General features: G+C 75.4%; 18 protein-coding genes. 10 read left to right on the forward strand and 8 right to left on the reverse strand.

Features of this window, described 5'->3' with window-relative positions; genetic code table 11:
• Nucleotides 1-50: 50 nt before the first annotated feature.
• The 6 genes from QP090_RS06000 to QP090_RS06025 all read left to right on the forward strand — a co-directional run bounded on the left by QP090_RS06000 (nucleotide 51) and on the right by QP090_RS06025 (nucleotide 5319).
• A complete protein-coding gene (locus QP090_RS06000) occupies nucleotides 51-2387 on the forward strand; it encodes a glycoside hydrolase family 3 protein (protein WP_285937470.1) in 2337 nt (778 codons plus the stop codon).
• A gap of 88 nt (nucleotides 2388-2475) precedes the next feature.
• Nucleotides 2476-3105: a MerR family transcriptional regulator gene (locus tag QP090_RS06005; RefSeq protein ID WP_285937471.1), complete on the forward strand. Its 630-nt coding sequence runs from the start codon at nucleotides 2476-2478 to the stop codon at nucleotides 3103-3105.
• Nucleotides 3106-3343: 238 nt separating this feature from the next.
• Nucleotides 3344-3742, forward strand: coding sequence for a YidH family protein (locus QP090_RS06010; protein ID WP_285937472.1), 399 nt, complete (start codon nucleotides 3344-3346; stop codon nucleotides 3740-3742).
• Complete coding sequence (locus tag QP090_RS06015) at nucleotides 3739-4047, forward strand: DUF202 domain-containing protein (RefSeq protein ID WP_285937473.1); 309 nt, start codon at nucleotides 3739-3741, stop codon at nucleotides 4045-4047. The genes QP090_RS06010 and QP090_RS06015 overlap by 4 nt, the downstream gene beginning before the upstream one ends.
• Before the next feature lie 64 nt (nucleotides 4048-4111).
• Entirely contained in the window at nucleotides 4112-4912 is an 801-nt protein-coding gene (locus tag QP090_RS06020) for an SAM hydrolase/SAM-dependent halogenase family protein (RefSeq protein ID WP_285937474.1), read from the forward strand.
• Nucleotides 4913-4920: 8 nt separating this feature from the next.
• The gene (locus QP090_RS06025; protein ID WP_285937475.1) at nucleotides 4921-5319 is read left to right on the forward strand and encodes an NUDIX hydrolase; all 399 of its coding nucleotides are present in this window, start codon (nucleotides 4921-4923) and stop codon (nucleotides 5317-5319) included.
• 4 nt (nucleotides 5320-5323) lie between these two features.
• Here the strand turns inward: QP090_RS06025 and QP090_RS06030 are convergent, their stop codons facing one another.
• Genes QP090_RS06030 through QP090_RS06065 form a run of 8 tightly spaced genes read right to left on the reverse strand, consistent with a single transcriptional unit; the run spans nucleotide 5324 to nucleotide 13381 of the window.
• Nucleotides 5324-6700, reverse strand: a complete 1377-nt coding sequence (locus QP090_RS06030) for an NADH-quinone oxidoreductase subunit N (protein WP_285937476.1) — start codon at nucleotides 6698-6700, stop codon at nucleotides 5324-5326.
• Complete coding sequence (locus tag QP090_RS06035; RefSeq protein ID WP_285937477.1) at nucleotides 6697-8205, reverse strand: complex I subunit 4 family protein; 1509 nt, start codon at nucleotides 8203-8205, stop codon at nucleotides 6697-6699. The genes QP090_RS06030 and QP090_RS06035 overlap by 4 nt, the downstream gene beginning before the upstream one ends.
• Entirely contained in the window at nucleotides 8202-10082 is a 1881-nt protein-coding gene (locus QP090_RS06040) for an NADH-quinone oxidoreductase subunit 5 family protein (RefSeq protein WP_285937478.1), read from the reverse strand. The genes QP090_RS06035 and QP090_RS06040 overlap by 4 nt, the downstream gene beginning before the upstream one ends.
• The gene (gene nuoK / locus QP090_RS06045; RefSeq protein WP_285937479.1) at nucleotides 10079-10384 is read right to left on the reverse strand and encodes an NADH-quinone oxidoreductase subunit NuoK; all 306 of its coding nucleotides are present in this window, start codon (nucleotides 10382-10384) and stop codon (nucleotides 10079-10081) included. The genes QP090_RS06040 and nuoK overlap by 4 nt, the downstream gene beginning before the upstream one ends.
• Nucleotides 10381-10920 (reverse strand): NADH-quinone oxidoreductase subunit J, encoded by a 540-nt coding sequence (locus QP090_RS06050; protein WP_285937480.1) that lies wholly within the window; start codon nucleotides 10918-10920, stop codon nucleotides 10381-10383. Before QP090_RS06050 ends, nuoK begins: the two co-directional genes overlap by 4 nt.
• A 19-nt stretch (nucleotides 10921-10939) precedes the next feature.
• The gene (locus QP090_RS06055; RefSeq protein ID WP_285937482.1) at nucleotides 10940-11881 is read right to left on the reverse strand and encodes a complex I subunit 1 family protein; all 942 of its coding nucleotides are present in this window, start codon (nucleotides 11879-11881) and stop codon (nucleotides 10940-10942) included.
• Nucleotides 11874-13043, reverse strand: coding sequence for a hypothetical protein (locus tag QP090_RS06060; protein WP_285937484.1), 1170 nt, complete (start codon nucleotides 13041-13043; stop codon nucleotides 11874-11876). The genes QP090_RS06055 and QP090_RS06060 overlap by 8 nt, the downstream gene beginning before the upstream one ends.
• Nucleotides 13034-13381, reverse strand: a complete 348-nt coding sequence (locus QP090_RS06065; RefSeq protein WP_285937485.1) for an NADH-quinone oxidoreductase subunit A — start codon at nucleotides 13379-13381, stop codon at nucleotides 13034-13036. Before QP090_RS06065 ends, QP090_RS06060 begins: the two co-directional genes overlap by 10 nt.
• A gap of 747 nt (nucleotides 13382-14128) precedes the next feature.
• Between QP090_RS06065 and QP090_RS06070 the strand changes: the two genes are divergently transcribed.
• The 4 genes from QP090_RS06070 to QP090_RS06085 all read left to right on the forward strand — a co-directional run bounded on the left by QP090_RS06070 (nucleotide 14129) and on the right by QP090_RS06085 (nucleotide 20414).
• Nucleotides 14129-16252 (forward strand): beta propeller repeat protein, encoded by a 2124-nt coding sequence (locus QP090_RS06070; protein WP_285937487.1) that lies wholly within the window; start codon nucleotides 14129-14131, stop codon nucleotides 16250-16252.
• 134 nt (nucleotides 16253-16386) lie between these two features.
• Nucleotides 16387-17463 (forward strand): hypothetical protein, encoded by a 1077-nt coding sequence (locus QP090_RS06075; protein ID WP_285937489.1) that lies wholly within the window; start codon nucleotides 16387-16389, stop codon nucleotides 17461-17463.
• Between the two features lie 84 nt (nucleotides 17464-17547).
• A complete protein-coding gene (locus tag QP090_RS06080; RefSeq protein WP_285937490.1) occupies nucleotides 17548-18174 on the forward strand; it encodes an ArsR/SmtB family transcription factor in 627 nt (208 codons plus the stop codon).
• Between the two features lie 116 nt (nucleotides 18175-18290).
• On the forward strand, nucleotides 18291-20414 hold the full coding sequence (locus QP090_RS06085; protein WP_285937491.1) for an MMPL family transporter: 2124 nt from the start codon (nucleotides 18291-18293) through the stop codon (nucleotides 20412-20414).
• Nucleotides 20415-20435 lie beyond the last annotated feature (21 nt).

The raw sequence follows: 20435 nt of genomic DNA on the forward strand, positions 1-20435 counted from the left end.
CCTGGCATGAAATTCACGGTCCGCGGACACAAGGTCGGATGGGAGGTCCGATGACCATCGACGAATCCGGCCTGCGGGCGCGGCTGGCGGAGCTGACCCTCGACGAGAAGACCGACCTGCTGACCGGCGCCGATTTCTGGACGCTGCGCCCGATCCCCCGGATCGGGCTGAGGCGGCTGGTGCTGTCGGACGGCCCGAACGGTGTCCGCGGGACGCGCTGGGACGATCGCGAGACGAGCCTGCTGTTCCCGAACCCGACCGCGCTCGCCGCGACCTGGGACCCCGCGGCGGCCGAGCGGACCGGACGGCTGAACGGCGCGCAGGCCCGCGACAAGGGCGTCCACGTCCAGCTCGCCCCCACCCTCAACCTGCACCGGACCCCGCTCGGCGGCCGGCATTTCGAGAACTACTCTGAGGACCCGCTGCTCGTCGCCCGGATCGGCGCCGCGTTCGTCCGGGGCGTCCAGTCGGCCGGGGTGGCGGCCACGGCCAAGCACGTGGTCGGCAACGAGTCCGAGACCGAGCGGATGTCCTACGACGCGCGGATCGACGACCGGACGCTGGATCGCCTTTACCTGCGCCCCTTCGAGGAGGCCGTCCGGGCCGGGGCGTGGGCGGCCATGGCGGCCTACAACGGTGTCAACGGCACGACGATGACCGAGAACCGGCCGCTGCTGACCGGCGTCCTCAAGGAGCGCTGGGGGTTCGACGGCGTGCTGGTCTCGGACTGGACCGCGATCCGGTCCACCGAGGCCGCCGCCAACGCGGGCATGGACCTGGAGATGCCGGGCCTGCCGACCAGCCCGTGGCGCGGCAGGCTCGCCGCGGCGGTCCGGGAGGGCCGGGTCGCCGCGGAGCTGATCGACGACAAGGTGCTGCGGATCCTGCGGCTGGCGGCGCGCGTGGGCGCGCTGGACGGCTTCCCCGGGCCGCCCCCGGCGACCACCCCGGCCGACGCCCGCGATCAGCTTCGCGAGCTGGCCTCGCGCGGGATGGTGCTGCTGCGGAACGAGGGCGGCGCGCTCCCGCTGAACGCTCCCGGCAGGATCGCGCTCATCGGCCCGAACGCGGTGCGGTTCGCCGCCCAGGGCGGCGGGAGTGCGCACGTCACCCCCGCCCACGTGGTGACCCCGGAGGAAGGGCTCCGCCAGGCGCTCGGCGATGCCGAGATCATCGTCCGTCCCGGCGTCCACCCGCACGAACGGCTCGCGCCGCTGCCGCTCGCCATGGCCACCGACCCGGAGACGGGCGAGCCCGGCGTGCGGCTGGAGTTCCTCGGCGCGGACGGGGCGCCGCTCCGCTCCGAACGCCGGGCGGGAGCGCGATTCGTCCTCTACCAGGACGTCCCGGACGGCACCCGCGAGATCGTGGCGCGCACCCGGGTGACCCCGGCCGAGGACGGCGCGCACACGTTCGCGGCGTCCGGGGTGGGCGAGCTCCTGCTGACGATCGGCGGGAACACCACGGCGATCACCCTCGCGCCGGGCGGCGGCGACCTGGTCGAGGCGCTGATGCGCCCGCCGGAGCACCGCGTGGAGGTGGACCTGGCGGCGGGCCGCGCCGTCCCGGTCGAGCTGCGCCTCGCCTGCGCGCCCGACCGGCCGGCCCTCGCGCTCGGGCTCGGCCACTGGGCGCCGCACCTGACCGAGGACGAGGAGCTGGCCGCCGCCGTGGCCGCCGCCCGCGGCGCCGACGCGGCCGTGGTGGTCGTCGGGACCAACGACGCGGTGGAGAGCGAGGGCTTCGACCGGACCACGCTCGCCCTTCCCGGCCGCCAGGACGAGCTGGTCTCGGCCGTCGCGGCCGTTAATCCGCGCACGGTCGTGGTGGTCAACGCCGGGGCGCCGGTCCTGATGCCGTGGCGGGACGAGGCCGCCGCCGTGCTGTGGGCGTGGCTGCCCGGTCAGGAAGGCGGCGCGGCCATCGCCGACGTCCTCACCGGCGCGGCCGAGCCGGGCGGACGGCTGCCGACCACGTTCCCGGTGACGGGCACCGGCGTCCTGTCACCGGTCCCCGGCCCGGACGGGACGCTGGAGTACTCCGAGGGCACCGCGATCGGCTACCGGCACTACCCGCCGCACGACGTCGCGTACCCGTTCGGGCACGGGCTCGGCTACACCACCTGGGCGTACGAGTCGCTGGCCGTCGCGGGCGGGGTGGCCGAGGTCACCGTCCGCAACACCGGCGGCCGGTCCGGGCGCGAGATCGTCCAGTGCTACGCGTCGGAGGAGGGCCCGCCGGTCCGGCTGGTGGGGTTCGGCGTCGCCGAGGCGGGGCCGGGCGGCACCGCGACCGTCCGGATCGGGCTGGACGGTCCGCCGGCCGTCCCGTACACGCTGCGCGCCGGTTCCTCCATCGCCGACCTGCCCTTGACGGCACGGGTCTGAGCGACCGGGAAAGGGTGCCCGGGGATCGTTGGATTGTGCCGCTTTCCCATGGCTGGTTAGCGTTAATATCCAGCCGAGGAGGTGCTGGGTGCAGATCTCAGAGCTGAGCGATCGCAGCGGCCTGACGGTCCAGACGATCAAGTTCTACATCCGGGAAGGGCTGCTGGCCAAGGGTTCTGTGGTCAGCTCCACTCGATCGGACTACGACGAGCGGCATCTGGAGCGGCTCCGGCTGATCAACGCGCTGCGCGACGTCGGCGAGCTGCCGGTGTCGGCGATCCAGCAGATCATCGCGGCGGTGGAGGACCGGGACGCCGGGCTGCACGAGCTGTTCGGCACCACCCAGCACGCGCTCGGCCCGCACGTCGTCCCGCCCGACGATCCGCACTGGCGCGCGGCGCGCGAGGACGTGGACGCGCTGATCGGCGAGCTGGGCTGGCGGGTCTCCGGCCGGGCGCCCGCCCGCGACCTGCTCGCCCAGACCTTCGTGGCGCTGCGCCGGCTCGGCTTCCCGATCACCCTGACCGACCTGCGCCCCTACGTGCGGGCCGCCTCCGACATGGCCGAGCACGAGATGGGCCGGCTCGCCGACGGCGCCCCGCGCAGCCGCACCGTGCACTCGCTGCTGGCCTCGACCGTGCTGTACGAGCAGGTCCTCACCGCGTTGCACCGGCTGGCCCAGGAGGACGCCTCGGCCCGCCGCTTCGGCGACGGCTGAACCGGCGCCGGGCCGGGCACGGACATTCCGGGCGACCACCGGTGAATTGTCCGGCGGACACCGCCTGACCAGGGGGGTGGCCGGGCAGGGACCACACCGTCACCACAATTCCGGCCTAATGAGTCGGAATTCATCCTCGCTATCCCGGAAAATCACTAATCGTGCGGATCGCCTAATATAAGGATTCGTGACCGGTGTTCGCCGGGCACCCCGCCGAGCCTGGTGAAGTGATGCGCCCATGACCGCGACGGACCCCGCCGACCCCCCGGACTCCCCCGGCGCCCGGTGGACCGACCGCCTGCTGGCCGAGGGCGACGATCCCGACCCCCGCTTTACGCTCGCGAACGAGCGCACGTTCCTGGCCTGGATCCGGACCGCGCTCGCCCTGATCGCGGGCGGGATCGGGCTGGCGCTGAGCGGCCATCTGATGGACACCGCGCTGCGGCACGGGCTGGCGATCGGGTTCTCGGCCACCGGCGCGCTGGTCGCGGCGCTGGCGTTCCGCCGCTGGCTGCGCACCGAACGGGCGCTGCGGCGCGCGGAGACGCTGCCGCTGCCCGCGCTGGCCCCGGTGATGTCCTACGGGCTGGCGTTCGGGGCCGTGGTCCTCCTCGTCGCGCTGCTGGCCACCCGATGACCCTGTGGGACCGCGGCGCCCAGCCCGAGCGGACGGCGCTGGCCTGGTCCCGCACCACGCTGGCGCTGACCGTCGCGGGGCTGCTGTGCGTGCGGCTGGCGCCCTCGACCGCCGGGGCGGTGGTGGCGGCGGCGGTCGTGTGCGGCGGCGCCGCGCTCCAGCTCCGCCGCACGCGCGTGCAGTTCCGGACCCGGCAGCGGCGGCTGCTCGCCGGTGAGGCGGTCGTCGATCCCTTCTCGATCCTGCTGGCCACGGCCCTGACGATCCTGCTGGCCGCGGCCGGGGTGCTGTTCACCGTGCGCTAGCAGCCCGGTGCGCGGCCCGCGGGGATACGGTGACCTGGTCGCTTCCGCCGTGGGGGGATCCGCCGTGCCCGACCGCCCGTTCGTCAGCCTCGCCACCGACTTCGGCGCCGCCTACACCGCCGTCTGCGCCGGGGTCGTGTACACGATCGAGGCCGCGGCGAACCTGCTCGTGCTGAGCGACGAGATCACGCCGTACAAGGTCCGCGAGGGCGCGATGCTGCTCCGCGACGCGCTCCCCTACCTGCCGGTCGGCGTGCACATCGGGATCGTCGACCCGGGCGTGGGCACGTCCCGCGCCCCCATCGGGATCGCCACCGGGCGCGGCGACGTGCTCGTCGGCCCCGACAACGGGCTGCTCGTCCCGGCCGCGCACCGGCTCGGTGGCGTCGTCCGGGCGCACCGCCTGGACGACCCCGCCTACCGCCTCGCCACCGTGTCGACGACCTTCCACGGCCGGGACGTGTTCGCCCCCGCCGCCGCGCACCTCGCCCGCGGCGCCGACCTCGCCGCCTTCGGCGCCCCCATCGACCCCGTCCCCCTGGACGTCCCGGAGCCCACGACCGAAGGCGGCGGGCTGACCGCCGCCGTCCTCTACGGCGACCGCTTCGGCAGCCTGATCCTGTACGCCGACCGCGCGCACCTGACCGCCGCGCTCGGCCCCGTCGGGTACGGGACGGACCTCACCGTGACCTGGGACGGCGGCACGGTCCGCGTCCCGTTCGCCGAGACGTTCGGCAGCGTCGGGCCGAGCGAGCCGCTCCTGTGGGTCGACTCGTCCGGCCGGCTCGGCCTCGCCGTCAACCGGGGCTCCGCCGCGGAACGCTTCGGCCTCACCGACGAGAGCACCGTCGCGGTCCGCCGATAATGGCGGGCATGACTGATCTCGACGTCGTCGCCTGGGTGCAGGTCACCGACGGCAAGCTGCTCGCCGTCCGGGCCCGCGGGCGGGACCTGCTGTACCTGCCCGGCGGGAAGCGCGAGCCGGGCGAGGACGACTGGTCGGCGCTGTCGCGAGAGGTCCGCGAGGAGCTCGACCTCGAACTGGACGCCGCGTCCTTCCGGGAACTCGGCGTGATCCGCGCACCCGCGCACGACCAGCCGGACTTCGCCCAGGTCACGATGGTCTGCTGCACCGCCGGCTACCGGGGCGAGGTCACCGCGTCCGCGGAGGTCGACGAGTTCGTCTACCTCGCCCCGGACGACCGCGACCTGCTCGCCCCCGCCGCCCGATCGGCCCTGGACCTCGCCCGCGCCCGCGGCCTCCTCACCTGACCGGTCAGGTGGCGAGGACCAGACCGCTGCCGATGCCGAGGGCCAGCGACACGGCGGCGAGTGCGACGGCGACGACCAAGGCGCTCCGGGCCGGGCGGAGCGGGGCGGCGGGCCCGCCGAACGCCGGGACGATCCAGCGCAGGTAGTAGAAGACGCTGGCGACGGAGTTGGCCGCCGCCAGCGCGGCGAGCCAGGCGTAGTGCCCCTCCAGTGCCGCGCCGAACATCAGCAGCTTGCCGACGAAGACGGCGGTCGGCGGCGTCCCGACGAGGCCGAGCAGGCAGACGACCAGGGACGTCCCGAGGGCGGGCGAGGCGCGCAGCAGGCCGGTGTAGCCGGCCAGATCGTCCCGGCCCACGGCGACGACCACCGCGAACGCGCCGAGGTTGGTCACCGCGTACGCCGCGACGTAGTACAGCAGGGCGGGTTCGGCGAGGGCGGCCCGTCCCGCCATCGCGACCGGGACGAGCAGGTAGCCCGCCTGGCCGACGGTGGAGTACGCCAGCAGCCGGCGGACGTTGTCCTGCGCGAACGCGGCGAGGTTGCCCAGCGTCATCGTCACGGCGGCGACCAGCGCGACCAGCGGCGCCCAGGCGAACGCGCCCGGCGGGAGCACCTCGGCACCGATCCGGAAGAGCGCCGCGAACGCCCCGATCTTCGGGACGGTGGTGACGAACGCGGCCACGACCGGCGGGGCGCCCTCGGCGACGTCCGGGACCCAGTAGTGCCCCGGCACCGCACCCGCCTTGAACAGCAGCCCGGCGAGGAGCGCCACCGTCCCCACCGCGACCGCCGCGCCGGGCGCCGCGCCGAGCCCGTCGCGGAGCGCCGCGTAGGACGTGCCACGGCCCACCCCGTACAGCAGGGTGACCCCGGCGAGCATGAGGACGCCGAGGAACGCGCCCATCAGGTAGTACTTCAGCGCGGCCTCGGTCCCCGGCCCGTCCTTGCCGAAGCCCGCGAGCGCGTACGCCGGGATGCTCGCCAGCAGGTACGCCGCCACCAGCACCAGCAGGTCCGAGGACGCGCCGAGGAGCACGGTGCCGAGTGCGGCGAGCAGGATCAGCACGGAGAACTCGCTCTCCCGGGGGTGCCCGCGCATCCGCCCGGCGGCGAGGACGACGACGGGCAGCGTGGTGCCGAAGACCGCGATCCGGGTGACGTGCGTGACCGGGTCGACCGTGAACGCGTCGAACGCCATCAGGCCGGGCCGGGTCGCGGCGACGAGCGCGACCGCCAGCGCCGCCGCCAGGCCCGCGGCGCACACCGCGGCGACCCGCCACTGACCGGCGCGGGGCAGGAACATCCCGGCCAGCAGCCCGAGGACGGCCGCGAGCAGCACGCACAGCTCCGGCGCCAGGTCGGCCGGGTTCTCGTTCACCGCGCCACCAGCGCCACCACGGCGGCCGACACCGGCTCGATGGTGTCCAGGAGGGGACGCGGCGCCACCCCGATCGCCAGCGACAGCGCCAGCAGCGGCACGACGGCCGCGAGCTCGGGCCGCCGCACGTCGGTGACCCGGCCGGTGAGCTCGCCGGGCTCGCCGAGCACCGCCCGGTGCAGTACCCGCAGGAACAGCGCGGCGGTGATCAGGATGCCGAGGACCGACACCGCCGCGGCGACGGCGGCGGGCGTGGAGCCGCCGCCGATCGCGCCGGTGAAGATCTGGAATTCGGCGATGAACCCGGACAGGCCGGGCAGGCCGAGCGACGCGAACGCCGCCACGGCGGTCAGCGCGGCGAACACGGGTGCGCCCCGCGCCAGCCCGCCGTACCGGCCGAGGTCGTAGCTGCGCCCCCGGTCGTACAGGACCCCGCACAGCAGGAACAGCGACCCGGTGACCAGGCCGTGGCTGACCATCTGGGTGACCGCGCCCGTCACCGCCAGCCGCCGCGCGGCGGCGTCGCCGGACGCGTACCCGGCCGCGCCGAGTGCGAGGACGATGTAGCCCATGTGGTTGACCGAGGTGTAGGCGACCAGCCGTTTGAGGTTCTCCTGGGCGAGCGCGACCAGCGCCCCGTACAGCACGCTCAGCAGCCCGACGGCGAGCGGCACCCAGGCGTAGCGGCGCCACGCGTCGGGCAGCATCGGCATCGCGATGCGGACCAGGCCGTAGGTGCCCATCTTCAGCATCACCCCGGCGAGGATCGCCGAGCCCGCGGCGGGCGCGTCGGTGTGCGCCGGCGGCAGCCAGGTGTGGAACGGCACGACCGGCGTCTTGATCGCCAGGCCGGTGCCGATCGCGAGCAGCGTCAGCCCGGCGAGGCCCGGGGACCCCTCCAGCGGCGGGCGCCGGATCAGCTCGGCCATGTCGAAGGTGTGCGGGTCGGCGCCCAGGTAGAGGCCGATGAACCCGAGCAGCAGGATCAGCGAGCCGAGGAAGGTGTAGAGGAAGAACTTCAGCGCCGACCGCGCCCGGTCGCCGTGCCCCCACAGCAGGATCACGGCGTACATGCCGACGATCGACAGGTCGAAGAACACGAAGAACAGCAGCAGGTCCAGCGCCGCGAACAGCCCGAGGCACACCGTCTCCAGGAAGAGGAACAGCACCGCGAACGCGCGGATCCGGTACGTCTGCCGCAGCGAGTAGACCGCGCACGCGGCGAACAGCAGGGCGGTCAGCGCGAGCAGCGGCAGCGACAGGCCGTCGACGCCGACGTGGTACCCCGCGCCGACGGACGGGATCCAGCGCGCGTTCGTCTCGAACGCGATCCGCCCGGTCCCGGACGTGCCGTGCCGGGCCCACATCGCGGCGACGAGGGCGAGGTCGGCGGCGGTCGCCGCGATCCACACCGCCAGGACGGCGCGGTGGCCGGGACGCGGCACCGCCAGCAGGGCGAGCGCGGCGGCCAGCGGCAGGAAGATCACCAGGGTGAGCACGGTCATCGCCCTCCGGCCAGGACGGCGACGACGACGAGCGCCGCGAGCAGCACCGCCGCCTGGGCGTAGTAGGCGTGGACCTGGCCGGTCTGGGGACGGCGGGCCAGCGCGGCGAGGCCCCGCGCGGCGCGTCCGACCGCGGTGACGGCGCCGTCCAGCCGGATCTCGGCGCGGCGCGTGGTCAGTGCGGAGAGTGCCCGCCCGGCCTGCGCGGCGGCCCGCACGCCCCCGTCGACCACGCGGTCGTCGAAGCGGGCCAGGGCCCGCGCCAGCGCGAGCGTCGGGCCGACGAGGACGGCGCCGGCCATCGGCTCCAGGCGCAGCCACCCGAGCGCCCACCCCGCCGTCCGCCCCGCCCTCCGGTCCGGCAGCCCGTCCGGCACCCGGTCCGGCACCGTGAAGGTGCCGCGTCGCGCGAGGGCGACGGCGGCGAGGACGGTGGCGACGGCGAGGACGCCCGACACGGCGAGCCCGGCCGCGCCCGGCCCCGGCTCGTCCGGTACGCCGAGCACCTGCCGCCAGGGGCCCGCGACGGCCGGGAGCCCGAGGATCCCCAGGGTGCAGGCGGCCACCGCGAGCACCGGCAGCGGGACCACCGCCAGTCGGCCGGCCCGCCCGCGTGCGCCACCGCCGCGCCGCCACACCGCGATCAGCGCCTTGGCCGAGTAGGCGGCGGACAGCACGGCCGCGGCGAGCCCGACCGCGTACAGCGCGAGCGACTCCTCCCCTGCTGCGGCCAGCACCGTGTCCTTGGTGACCCACAGCGACAGCGGGGGGATCCCGGCCAGCGCGAGCGCCCCCGCCGCGAACGGGACGCCGACCGCCCGGTCGCGGCGCCCGGCGCCGCGCAGGCCGCCCAGGTCCTGGGTGCCGAGCGTGGCGAGCCACGCGCCCGCGCACAGGAACAGCAGGCTCTTGACGGCCGCGTGCGCGACCAGGTGCGCCGTCCCGCCCGCCACCGCCCCCACCCCGGCGCCCAGCACCATGAACCCGAGCTGCGCACACGTCGAGGCGGCCAGGAGCTGCTTGAGGTCGCGCTGCGCGAGCGCGACGACGCCCAGCAGCAGCGCGGTCAGCGCCCCCGCCCAGGCGACGAGGGACCCGGCCCAGCCGGTCGCGGCCAGCAGCGGCTGGAGGCGCAGCAGAAGGTAGGCGCCGGCGGCGACCATGGTCGCCGAGTGCAGCAGCGCCGAGACCGGGCTCGGGCCCGACATCGCCCGCGACAGCCAGAACGAGAACGGGAGCTGCGCCGACTTGCCGAGCGCGGCGACGACGACCCCGGCCGCGATGAGGCCGCGCCACGGCCCGGCGGTCCCGGCGAGGTCGGCCAGGCCCAGCGAGTGCGCCCCGGCGGCGGCGCAGCCCGCCGCGATGTAGAGGCCGAGGTCGCCCGCGCGGGTGGTGAGGAACGCGACGTCCGCCGACCGCACCCGCTCCGGATCGGCCCACCAGAACCCGATGAGCGCGTACGACATCGCACCCATGACCTCCCAGCCCATCAGCAGCACGGCCAGGTCGGCGGCGGTGACGGTGACCAGCATCGCGCCCGTGAACACCAGCATCAGCCCGAAGAACCGGGCCCGCGCCTCGTCCGGCGCGAACTCCCCCGCCGCGTGCACCAGGACGGCGAGCGCCACCGCCGCGACGGTCACCACCAGCACCGCGGACAGTCCGTCGACCGCCAGTCCCGCGTCCCAGCCAGGGAACAGCCGGAACCGCACCGCCGGACGGGTCACCGCCGCCGCGACGGCCAGGCCGAGGAGGACGGTCGCGACACCGGTCCCGACCGCCGGGGCCGCCCGGTCGGCGCGGCGCCCGGACAGCAGCAGCAGCGCCCCGGCCAGGAGCGGCAGCGCCGGCAGCGCCCAGGCGAGGACGCTCATCCCCTGAGATCCCCGGCGTCGTCGGTGAGGTCGACGTCACGGGCGCGGAACAGCGCCGTCACCACGGCGAAGCCCATCGCCATCTCCAGCGCCATCACCGTCACCGCGACCAGCACCAGCACCTGCCCGTCGGCGGCGCCCGGCGAGACGTAGAACCAGAAGCCGCCCCCGGCCGCCAGCAGCCCGTTGACCATCAGCTCCAGCCCCATCATCAGCATCACCACCGACTGCTGCGACAGCGCGCCGAACAGCCCGATCGAGAACAGCGCGGCGGCGAGCAGCAGAAACGCCTGGAGGTTCACCCGCCCCCCCCGCCTTCGGCACGCGCGTCCGATCCGGGGCGGTCGTAGCGGCCGCGGTGCGTGGCGAGCACCACCGTGGCGATCATCGTGGCCAGGATGGCGATCCCGATCACCATCATCACCAGCATCTTCGGCCCCATGACCGCCTCGCCGAGGGCGCGGGTCGGGTCGGCCGGCGGCGCGCCGCGCCGCTCCGGCCACGGGACCAGCACCGCGCCCGCCGCCAGCGCGGCGAAGGCCGTCCCGGAGATCGCCAGCGCGCCGCGCCGGTTGTGCACCATGCTCATCGGCATCAGCCCGGCCGGGTTCATCATGTACATGATCATGAAGACCGCCATCACCAGCATCTCCATGATCATCATCAGCATCACCAGCACGCCGAGGTAGTGCAGGTCGATCAGCAGCAGCTCCGCGCCGACGCACAGGAACGACCCGAGCAGCGAGAACGTCGCCCGCGCCATCGAGTCGACGACGAACACGGCCGCGCCGCTCCCGGCCGCCGCGGCGGCCAGGACCCAGAACGCGAACGCCTGCATGCCCCTCCTCCGATCCTCCTCAGTCCAGGACGACGACGCCGACGACGAGCATCTGGAGCAGCGTCGCCGGGATCAGAACCGTCCACGCGATCCCCATGAACCGCTCCATCCGCACCGCCGGGAACCTCCGCCGCGCCCACACCAGCGCGCCCAGCACCGCGCACGTCTTCACGAGCGTCCACGCCCAGGCGGGCAGCAGCGGCCCGGCGCCGCCGCCCAGGAACAGCGGCACGGCCACCGCCGCCGCGACGGTGAGCAGCAGGTACCGTCCGGCCAGGAACACCAGCCGGTCGGGCCCCGACAGCTCCAGCGCCGCGCCGCCCGCGAGGTCGCCGCCGAGCGGATGCCCGAGCGGCCCCCAGAACGCCATCGCGAGCGCCGAGACCAGGTAGACGGCGAACGCGACCGGCATCCACACCGCGAACCACAGTCCGTCCTGCGCGGCGGCGATCTCGCCGAGGTCGAGCGATCCGGCGCCGAGCGCCGCGGTGATGAGCACGAACATGTGCGGCAGCTCGTAGGCCATCCCCTGCGCGAGGAAGCGGTACCCGCCGGCCAGCGGGAACGCCGAGTCGGCACCCCATCCCGTCAGCCACAGCGCGCCCCAGACCGCGACCTCCATCGTGTTGAACCAGACCACCCCGACCGGGAGGTCCGCCACCGCGCGCCCGCCCAGCGGGACGACCACGGCGGCCAGCGTCGCCGCCACCGGCAGCACGACCACCCCGATCCGGGTCAGCGGCCGGTCGGCCATCAAGGTCCGGCGCCGCTGCTGCGTCAGCAGCCGGACGGCCTCGTGCAGCGGATCGCCGCACGCCCGCACCAGCCCCGGTCCCGGTCCTGATCCCGTCCCGCCGGCGGACGCCGCACCGAGCACCGCGTCCAGGGCCGCCGCCGCCCACGCCAGCGCGGCCAGCGCCAGCGGCAGGGCGACCACGGCCCAGACCGGCGACTCAGCCATCGGCCCGCCCCAGCCCGGCCAGATCCGGATCCAGGCTCGCGACGATCAGCCGCGCCGCCGCCAGCCCCTCCCCTTCGAGCAGCCCCGGAAGAACGGCGAGCGGCCCGGCGGCGCCGGACTCCCCGCCAAGCTCGAGCCGGTCGGAAGCGGGCTCGTCCAGGCGCGGCAGGCCGGCGGCGATCTCGGACAGCCATCCGTCCAGGCGGACCGCGACGTCCCCGCCGTGACGGGCGGCGAGGCCGTGCCGTTCGGCGGCCTCGGGTGCGATCCGGCCGATCCCGCCGGTCATCCAGCGCAGCGTCCGCGACCGTCCGACCCGGCGGGCGAACACGGCGAACCGCGGACCGAGGACGTCCCCGGACGCTCCGTCCAGCACCCCGTCGCGCAGCAGCGCGGCACGGCTCGCCGCGCCGTCCCATCCCGCGACGTACAGCAGCCGTCCCGCGCTGTCGAGACGCCCCGCGACGCGCCGCCGGACGCCCGCGCCGTCCCAGTACGGGGCGTCGCCCGTGGTGTCGACGGCCGTCACCTCGGCGAGCTGCACCACGTCCCCCTGAAGCGCGGTGTCGATCCGCAGCCCGGCGGGCCAGGCACGCAGCACCGGCCCGAACGGGACGTGCAGCACGTCGAGCCGCAGCCCGTCGCGGTCGTCCTCCTGCTCCGCCATGGCCAGCCCGCCCGGCCGCATCATCATGTGGTGCTCGTGCCCGCCGTGCCCCCTGTCATGGCCGGTCCCATGGTCCATGTCGTGGTCCATCGCGGACGTGTCGCCGCCGTCGTCCGGCGCGGCCGGGTTCCACGGTCCAGCGGTGATCCGGGCCTGCGCGTCCGCGTGCTGGGCGGCGACATCGGCGAGTTCCGCGACCGCCGCGTCCAGGACGCGGCGGGCCTCCGCCGCGGACGCCTCCGCCGGGAGCCGCACGCGCGCACGCGGGCCGGGCGCGTCCCGCCACACCGTCTCGATCGCCTCGGCCAGCGCGGCTCCCGGGTCCCCGCAGACCACCAGCAGCCCGGTCTCCGCCGGGGACCCGGCCTCCCGCCAGCCGCGCCGCCGCACCTCGGCCTCCGCGATGAGCCGTGCCCGCGTCCCCCCGGCGGACGCCACCACGAACGGCCTCGGCCGGGCGGTCCCGAAGCGGACGAGACGTTCCCTCAGGCCCACCGGAACACGCCCTCCCGCCAGGCGTACAGGACGCCCACGAGAAGCAGCGCGAGGAACAGGAACATCTCGACGACGGCTTTCGCGCCCACGGACGCGACGACGAGGGCCCACGGAAACATGAAGACCATCTCCATGTCGAAGGCCAGGAAGACCAGGGTGACCGCGTACCAGCGCACGTGATAGCGGGACATGGCGTGCTCCTGGGGCCGCGCGCCCGACAGGAACGGGCCCGCGCCGACCGTGCCCGGCGGCGCCAGCAGGAACGTACCGGCGTGGACGGCGGCGGCCACCGCCCCCACCAGGCCCGCGAGCGAGAGGATCGCGACGTACGGCTGCATCGCCGCCCCCTCCCGAGAAGATCGTCCTTCGGACGGTGTCACCTGATCTCGTGTCCCGGAAACCTCCCGGGGGTACGGGACATCGTCGGCGCGCACGGCGCCCGGCCGCGATCCGGGCTCCTCCTGACCACTTTCTCCGCGGCGGTCAGCCGACCGTTTTCGCCCAACGCTCGGCATATCCGCCGGTTTTGAGAATGGATCTCCCTTCTGTCAGCCGAATTTCGTACACTTCCCCTTTGTGCTGTCACAAAGGGGGCGAACGTGAGCACGTCCGACCGGCACGAGGGCCAGGACGCGTCCGCCCGCCCCGTCCGGGCGCGCTACGACGACACCAGCGACGACAAGCTGGTCGCAAGCTGGCGAAATGAACCCGCGCGGGCTCGGCCACAGCCACAGGCACCGCCGCCTCCGGCTCCGCCCCCTTCACCTCCCGCGCCACCGGCGCCCCCTCCCCTACCTCCAGCGGCCCCCGCACCCAGGCCACCGGCCCCCGTGACAGCACCGACGCCATGGCCACCGGCACGAACACCGCCCCCTCCGGCTCAAGCGGGCCCGACTCAAGCGCGTCCGCCCCAGGCACCACGCCCTCCACAAGCGCAAACACAACCCCCGCCCCCACCGGCTGCACAACGCACGCAGGGGCGTCCCCCCGCGGCGCGCGGCGGGCAGTTCCGGAGGCCGCACGCGACGCCGACGCCCCCGGGGACCGGCCCGCAGCGGGTCTTCCGGCCGGGGATGCGGTCCGGCGTGGCGGTCGCGGCACTGCTCGCCATGGCGGTCGGCGGCGGCGTCTACCTGGTCCGCGACGGCGGTTCCGGCGGCGGCACCGCGGTCGCGCCCACCGCGGGGGCCCGGCGGGCCGAGCAGATCTTCTCGGTGCCGCCCGCGCTGTACGACGGCCACGAGCAGGACATCAGCGGTGTGGCGGTGCGCGGCGGCGTCGCCGTGACCGTCGGCAGCGAGACCGTCGACCGGACGCGCGGGCAGTTCCTGGTGTCGACCGACGGGGGCCGCCAGTGGGGGGCCGCCGAGGTCAGGGCCGAGAACGGCGCGGACGCGTCCGGCGACGTCCCCCGGGTGGTCGCGGCGGGCGGGAGGTCCTGGGCGGCGCTCGGCGGCGGCCCGTCCGGCATGGCCGCGTGGACCAGCACGGACGGCCGCACGTGGACGCACCATGCCGGCGACAAGGCCGTGTTCAACGACGGCGACAAGGTCGCGTCCCTGGCCGCGACCTCCTCCGGCTTCGCCGCCGTGGGCGCGGCCAAGGAGGGGCAGCCGCTGCTGTGGACCTCCACCGACGGGGTCGCCTGGCAGCGGGCCGCGCTGTCCCTGCCGGACGCCAAGGGCGCGCGGCCCGTCCAGCTCGCCGCGAGCGGCGGCGCTCTCGTCGTGCAGGGCGACGGCGAGCACGAGCTGTGGCGGTCCGCCGACGCCGGACGCACCTGGAGCCTCGTCGAGATCCCGCAGAGCGACGGATCGTACGGCCGGGTCGTCGCCCTGACCGCGGGTCCCGGCGGCTTCTACGCCGCCCGTGAGGGCCACCGCACCGGCGGCGGGTCCAAGGGGTCCGACAAGCGCGGCCTCGCGGTGTTCTTCCGGTCCGCCGACGGGGTGAGCTGGTCGCGTTCGAGCACGACCGACCGCCGCACCTACAAGCGGCTCGCCGCGCTCGGCGGCTCCGACGCCGGGATCGCCGCGCTCCTCCCGCTGACCGACGGGCGGGTCGCGGTGCAGCGCAGCGACGACGGCGTCACCTGGCAGAACGTGGAGCGGCTGCCCACCGACGGCGGACGGGACGCGGCCGGCACGGCGGCGCTGCCCAAGGGCGTACTGGTCGCCGGACGCCAGGACACCGGCGCCTACCTGACCGCGCCCGGCGCCCGGCGCGGCGACATCGACCTGCTCGGCGTCCCCGGCGCCGTCACGCCCGACCGCACGCTGACCCGGCTCGCCTCCGCGGGCGGGACGACCCTGGCCGTCGGCAGCGGCGGCGGCGACGCGGCCGTGTGGACCACCAGGGACGGCGCCGCCTGGACCCGCGCCGGCGGATCCGGCCTCACCGGTCCGGGCCTCCAGCGGCTGGCCGCCGCCGCATACGGCCCGAGCGGCTGGATCGCGGCGGGACGCGGCGCCGAACACGGCCCGCCGATCCTGCTCACGTCCGCCGACGGCACCGCGTGGAAGCCCGCGACGCTGCCCGTCCCCGGCGACGGCGAGCTGTCGGGCGCCGCGTACGGCCCGCAGGGCTACGTGGCCGTCGGGTCCGCGGGCGGGTCCGCCACCGCCTGGCACTCGGCCGATCTCAGGCGCTGGACCGCCGCCGGAGGCGGCGACCTCAAGGACGCGCGCATGCTCGACATCGCCGCGGTCTCCAGCGGCTACGTGGCGGTCGGCGGGCACAAGGACGGCAGGCTCGCCGCCTGGACCTCGCCCGACGGCAAGGAGTGGACCGCGACCGGCGGCCCCGCGCTCCCCGCGGGCGTCACCTCGGCCGCCTTCACCCACGTCGCCGCGCGCGGCGACACGGTCGTGGCGCTCGGCGAGGGGAACGGCCAGGGCTTCGCCGCCACGTCCACCGACGGCGGCAGGACCTGGCGGGCGCAGGCGCTCCAGGCCGCCGCCGTCACGTCCGTGCTCGCCGGCCCGCGCGGCTTCGTGATCGCGGGCGAACCGTCCGGGCAGGGCCGCACGGACGTCGCGCTGTGGGCCTCCCCCGACGGGGCCTCATGGCGGGCGATCCGCCCGCACGGCAAGGGCCTCGACGGCGACGGCGCGCAGCGGCTCACCGGGCTCACCGCGGTGGGCGGCGACCTGCTGGCGGTCGGCACCGACGGCACCGCCCCGACCCTCTGGCGCACGCCCCTTCCCTAGCCGGACAGCAGATTCCCTGATCGGACACCAGATCACCAACCTTCGTCCGCGCCCGCCGTGTCGGAACCACCTGACCGCCGGCCGCTGATTACATCGGGTCACTGATCGCGGGTCATCATCGGGGGAGTGGCACTGTGACGGTTCGCCAGGCTCGCCATGCCCTGCTGCGGCGGGCGCTCGCCGGGGCGCCGCTGACCGGGGCCCTGCTCCTCGCGCCCCCGGCCGCCTGGGCCGAGACCGTCCCGGACGCGGCGGGGACCGCGACGCCGGCGGCCACCGCGCGTCTCGGCCACGGCTCCGGACCGGGCACGGTGACGCCGCCGTCCCGCCGGGAACCGCTGTGCGGGCCCCTCCACTCGAAACCGGCCTCGAAACCGGCCGCGGCGCCCCCTCCCCCGGACATGGCGGAAGAGGGCGGCCGGGTCCGCGGCGCGCTGCCCACGGTGATCGCCGTCGCCCTGCTCGTCGCGGCGTTCGTGCTGCATCAGCGGCTGAGCGGGACGTCGTCCTCGCGCCCGCACGCGTCCTCGCGACGATGGCCGTTCTCCTCCCGGTGGCGGCGCCCGGAGCGCCCGCCCCTTCCCCCCGACCCCGAGCCGCGCCCGCGCCCGCGGCCCGCCGACGCCGCCGAGGACCGCTCCCCCTCCGCCGCCGACGTGCTGTCCGACCTCGCGCACCCGGCCGGGCTCGCGGTCGCCGGGCCCGGCGCGGACGGCTTCGTCCGCGCCGTCCTGGTCGAGCTGCTGACCCGCGAGTCCCCGCACACCAGGGTCGTCATCTCCCGGCGCGAGCTGAACCGGCTGTTCGGGGGCGAGCTCGACGAGGCCGTCCGGCAGTCGCTGGAGTCCCGGCTGCACGTCTGCGGCCTCCTGGCGGAGGCCGTCGAGCATCTGGAGCTGGAGATGCTGATGACCGAGGCCGAACTGGCCAACCCCGACCTCAGCCCCACCGGCGGGCACCGGCCGCCCGCCACGTACTGGATCTGCACCCCCGGCGAGGACGACGAGACGATCCTCTCGCTCGTCCGGCGCGGGCCCGCCCACCGCCTCGTCGCGCTGATGCTCGGGCCCTGGCCGCACGGCCGGACCTGCACCGCGGGCCCGTCCGGCACGCTCGCCGAGACCGGCGGGACCGTCCCCACGCTGCCCCGCGCGGAGGCGCTCGCCCGCCTGCACTGGCACGCCGCCGTCGACCGCGACGACGGGTTCTGACCCGCCGCCGGCCCGACGGCGAGTTGCAAAGAGTCTTTGCCAAGGCTACTTGCAAACGCTCTTTGTAAGATCTAGTCTCGACCCATGACCGAACGACCGCCACCTCAGGAGATGACCGATCCGCAGCAGGTGCGGCTGCTCGCCCACCCGCTCCGGCAGCGCATCGCCGAGATCATGCGCAAGGGGCCGGTCTCCTCGACCTCGCTCGCCCGCGCCCTCGGCGAGAGCACCGGCGCGACCAGCTACCACCTGCGCCAGCTCGCCAAGCACGGCTTCGTCGAGGAGGTGCCCGAACTGGGGCAGGGCCGCGAGCGCTGGTGGCGGGCGGTGCCGGGCGACCGGCGCGTCCCGCCCCACAGCGCCCAGTCCGCCGAGATGCGGGAGGCCGTCGACAAGGTCGCCCGGCTGGAGTTCGCGAGCGAGATGGAGATGCTCGACCGGTTCCAGCGCGCACGCGGCGGGATGGGCGAGCTCGGCGAGGCGCTGCTGTTCTCGTTCGCGACGGTCAGCCTCACGCCCGAGCAGGTCCGCCCGTTCTTCGAGGACTACATCGCGCTGCTCTACCGGTACAAGGCCCGCGACGAAGACCCGCCGCCGGACGCCCGCACGTTCCACGTGCGGTTCCGTGCGTTCCCCGAAGTCAGCGACGCCGAACTCGAAGCGGGCGGGACCGGGCCGGGCCCGCCCGGGAAGGAGCCGGGCCGGACGTGAGAAGGCCCGGGTCGTCGAGTGGCCGCTCGACGACCCGGGCGCGAGGAAGCCCGCATCACCACGCCGAAGGCGTGTTCCAACGTGTACGAACCTCCCCCCGGAAAGGAGAGCACCTCGTGCTGCTCTCACGCAAACTCCCCGGCAGGCTGCCGGGCCTCCCGTCCGGACGGCGGGCGAAATGGGCGGTCCTGCTGCTCTGGGTCGCGCTCGTCGCCATCGCCGTCCCCTACGCCGGGAAGCTCTCCGACGTCGTGCAGAGCAAGTCGGCGTCCGAACTCCCCCGCGGCGCGGACTCCACCCGGGTCGAGGAGCTGAACCCCCGCTTCCGCGGCGGGGAACTCGCCCCCGGCATCGTCGTCTACGCCCGCGCAGGCGGCCTCACCGCCGCCGACAGGGCGAAGGCCGAGACGGACCGCCGCGCCCTCTCCCCCATCGCCGCCGGACGGATCGGGACCGCCGCCCCGTCCAAGGACGGCGAGGCGCTGCTCCTCACCGTCCCGCTCGCCGACGACGGCGCGCTCACCAGCCACGCCGAGAAGGTCCGCGACCAGGCGGACCTGAACACGCCGCCCGGCCTCCGCACCGAGCTGACCGGCCCCGCCGGGAACGCCCTCGACATGGGCGACGCCTACGGCAAGGTCGACTCGACGCTGCTGATCATCACCGCGCTGCTGGTCATGCTGGTGCTGCTGGTGACCTACCGCAGCCCCCTGCTGTGGCTGCTGCCGCTGCTCAGCGCGGCGGTCTCGCTCCAGGTGACCAGCGCGGTGGTGTACCTGCTGGGCAAGCACGCCGGGCTGTACGTGGCCGACGGGATGTCGGCGATCCTGAACGCCCTGGTGTTCGGCGTCACCACCGACTACGCGCTGCTGCTGCTGGCCCGCTACCGCGAGGAGCTGCGCGGCCACGAGGACCGGCACGCGGCCATGCGCGCCGCGCTGCGCCGCGCCACCGCGCCGATCGTCGCGTCCGCGGCCACGGTGAGCCTCGGGCTGCTCTGCCTGCTCGCCGCGCGGATGGGGTTCAACTACGCGCTCGGCCCGATCGGCGCGATCGGCGTGCTCGGCGGCCTCGTGGTGGTGATGAGCCTGCTCCCGGCGCTGCTGGTGATCCTCGGACGGTGGGTGTTCTGGCCCCGGATCCCCCGGTTCGGCGACCCGGCCCCCGCCCGCGCGGGCGTCTGGGAGCGGATCGGCCGCGCCATCGGCCCCCGCCCCCGCCTGGTCTGGATCGGCTGCCTGGCCGTCCTCGGCGCCCTCGCCGCCGGCGCCCTCGGCGTCCACACCGGGCTGGACCGCGAGCACTTCCTCACCAGCACGCCGAGCTCGATGACCGGCCAGCGGCTCGCCGCCGCGCACTTCCCCGGCGACCGGAGCCGCCCCCTGCGGATCATCGCGGACGCGCCCGCCGGGCCCGCGCTCACCGCGGCCGTCGCCGCCGTGCCGGGCGTCGAACACGTCGGCCCGGCCGTCCCGTCCGCCGACGGGCGCCTGGTCGGGACGGAGGCCGTGCTGGCCGATGCGTCCGACAGCCCCGCCGCCGAGCGCACGGTGCGCGAGGTCCGGTGGGCCCTCGCCGCGGTGCCCGGTGCGGTCGTCGGCGGCGGGGCCGCGAGCGAGCTGGACCTCGCCGCCGCCCAGGACCACGACCGCCGCGTGGTGATCCCGCTGGTGCTGGCCGTCGTGCTGCTCGTCCTGATGGTGCTGCTGCGGGCGCTGGTCGCGCCGCTGCTGGTGATGGCGACGGTGGTGGCCTCCTACTTCGCGGCCCTCGGCGGCGCCTGGCTGCTGTTCCGGCACGCGTTCGGGTTCCCGGCGCTGGACGTCCAGGTCGCGCTGATGGGCTTCCTGTTCATGGTGGCGCTCGGCGTCGACTACAACCTGTTCCTGGTCTCCCGCGTCCGCGAGGAGGCCGCCCGCGCCGGCCACCGCGCCGGGGTGCTGCGCGGGCTGGCCGTCACCGGCGGGGTGATCTCCAGCGCCGGGCTGGTGCTGGCGGCCACCTTCGGGGTGCTCGGCGTCATGCCGGTCACCTTCATGGTGCAGGTCGGGGTGCTGGTGTCGCTCGGCGTGCTGCTCGACACCTTCCTGGTCCGCTCGATCATGGTGCCCGCCCTGGCGCTGGACGCCGGCCGGCTCTTCTGGTGGCCCGGACGGCTCGCTCACACCCGCGACCGCACTCACGCCCAAGGCCAGGTCCTCACCCGCACCCGCACCCGCACCCGCACCCGCACCGGATAATGCGAAAGCCCTGATCATCAA

The organism is Actinomadura xylanilytica (genome assembly GCF_030283145.1).
In the GTDB taxonomy this organism is placed as follows: domain Bacteria; phylum Actinomycetota; class Actinomycetes; order Streptosporangiales; family Streptosporangiaceae; genus Spirillospora; species Spirillospora xylanilytica.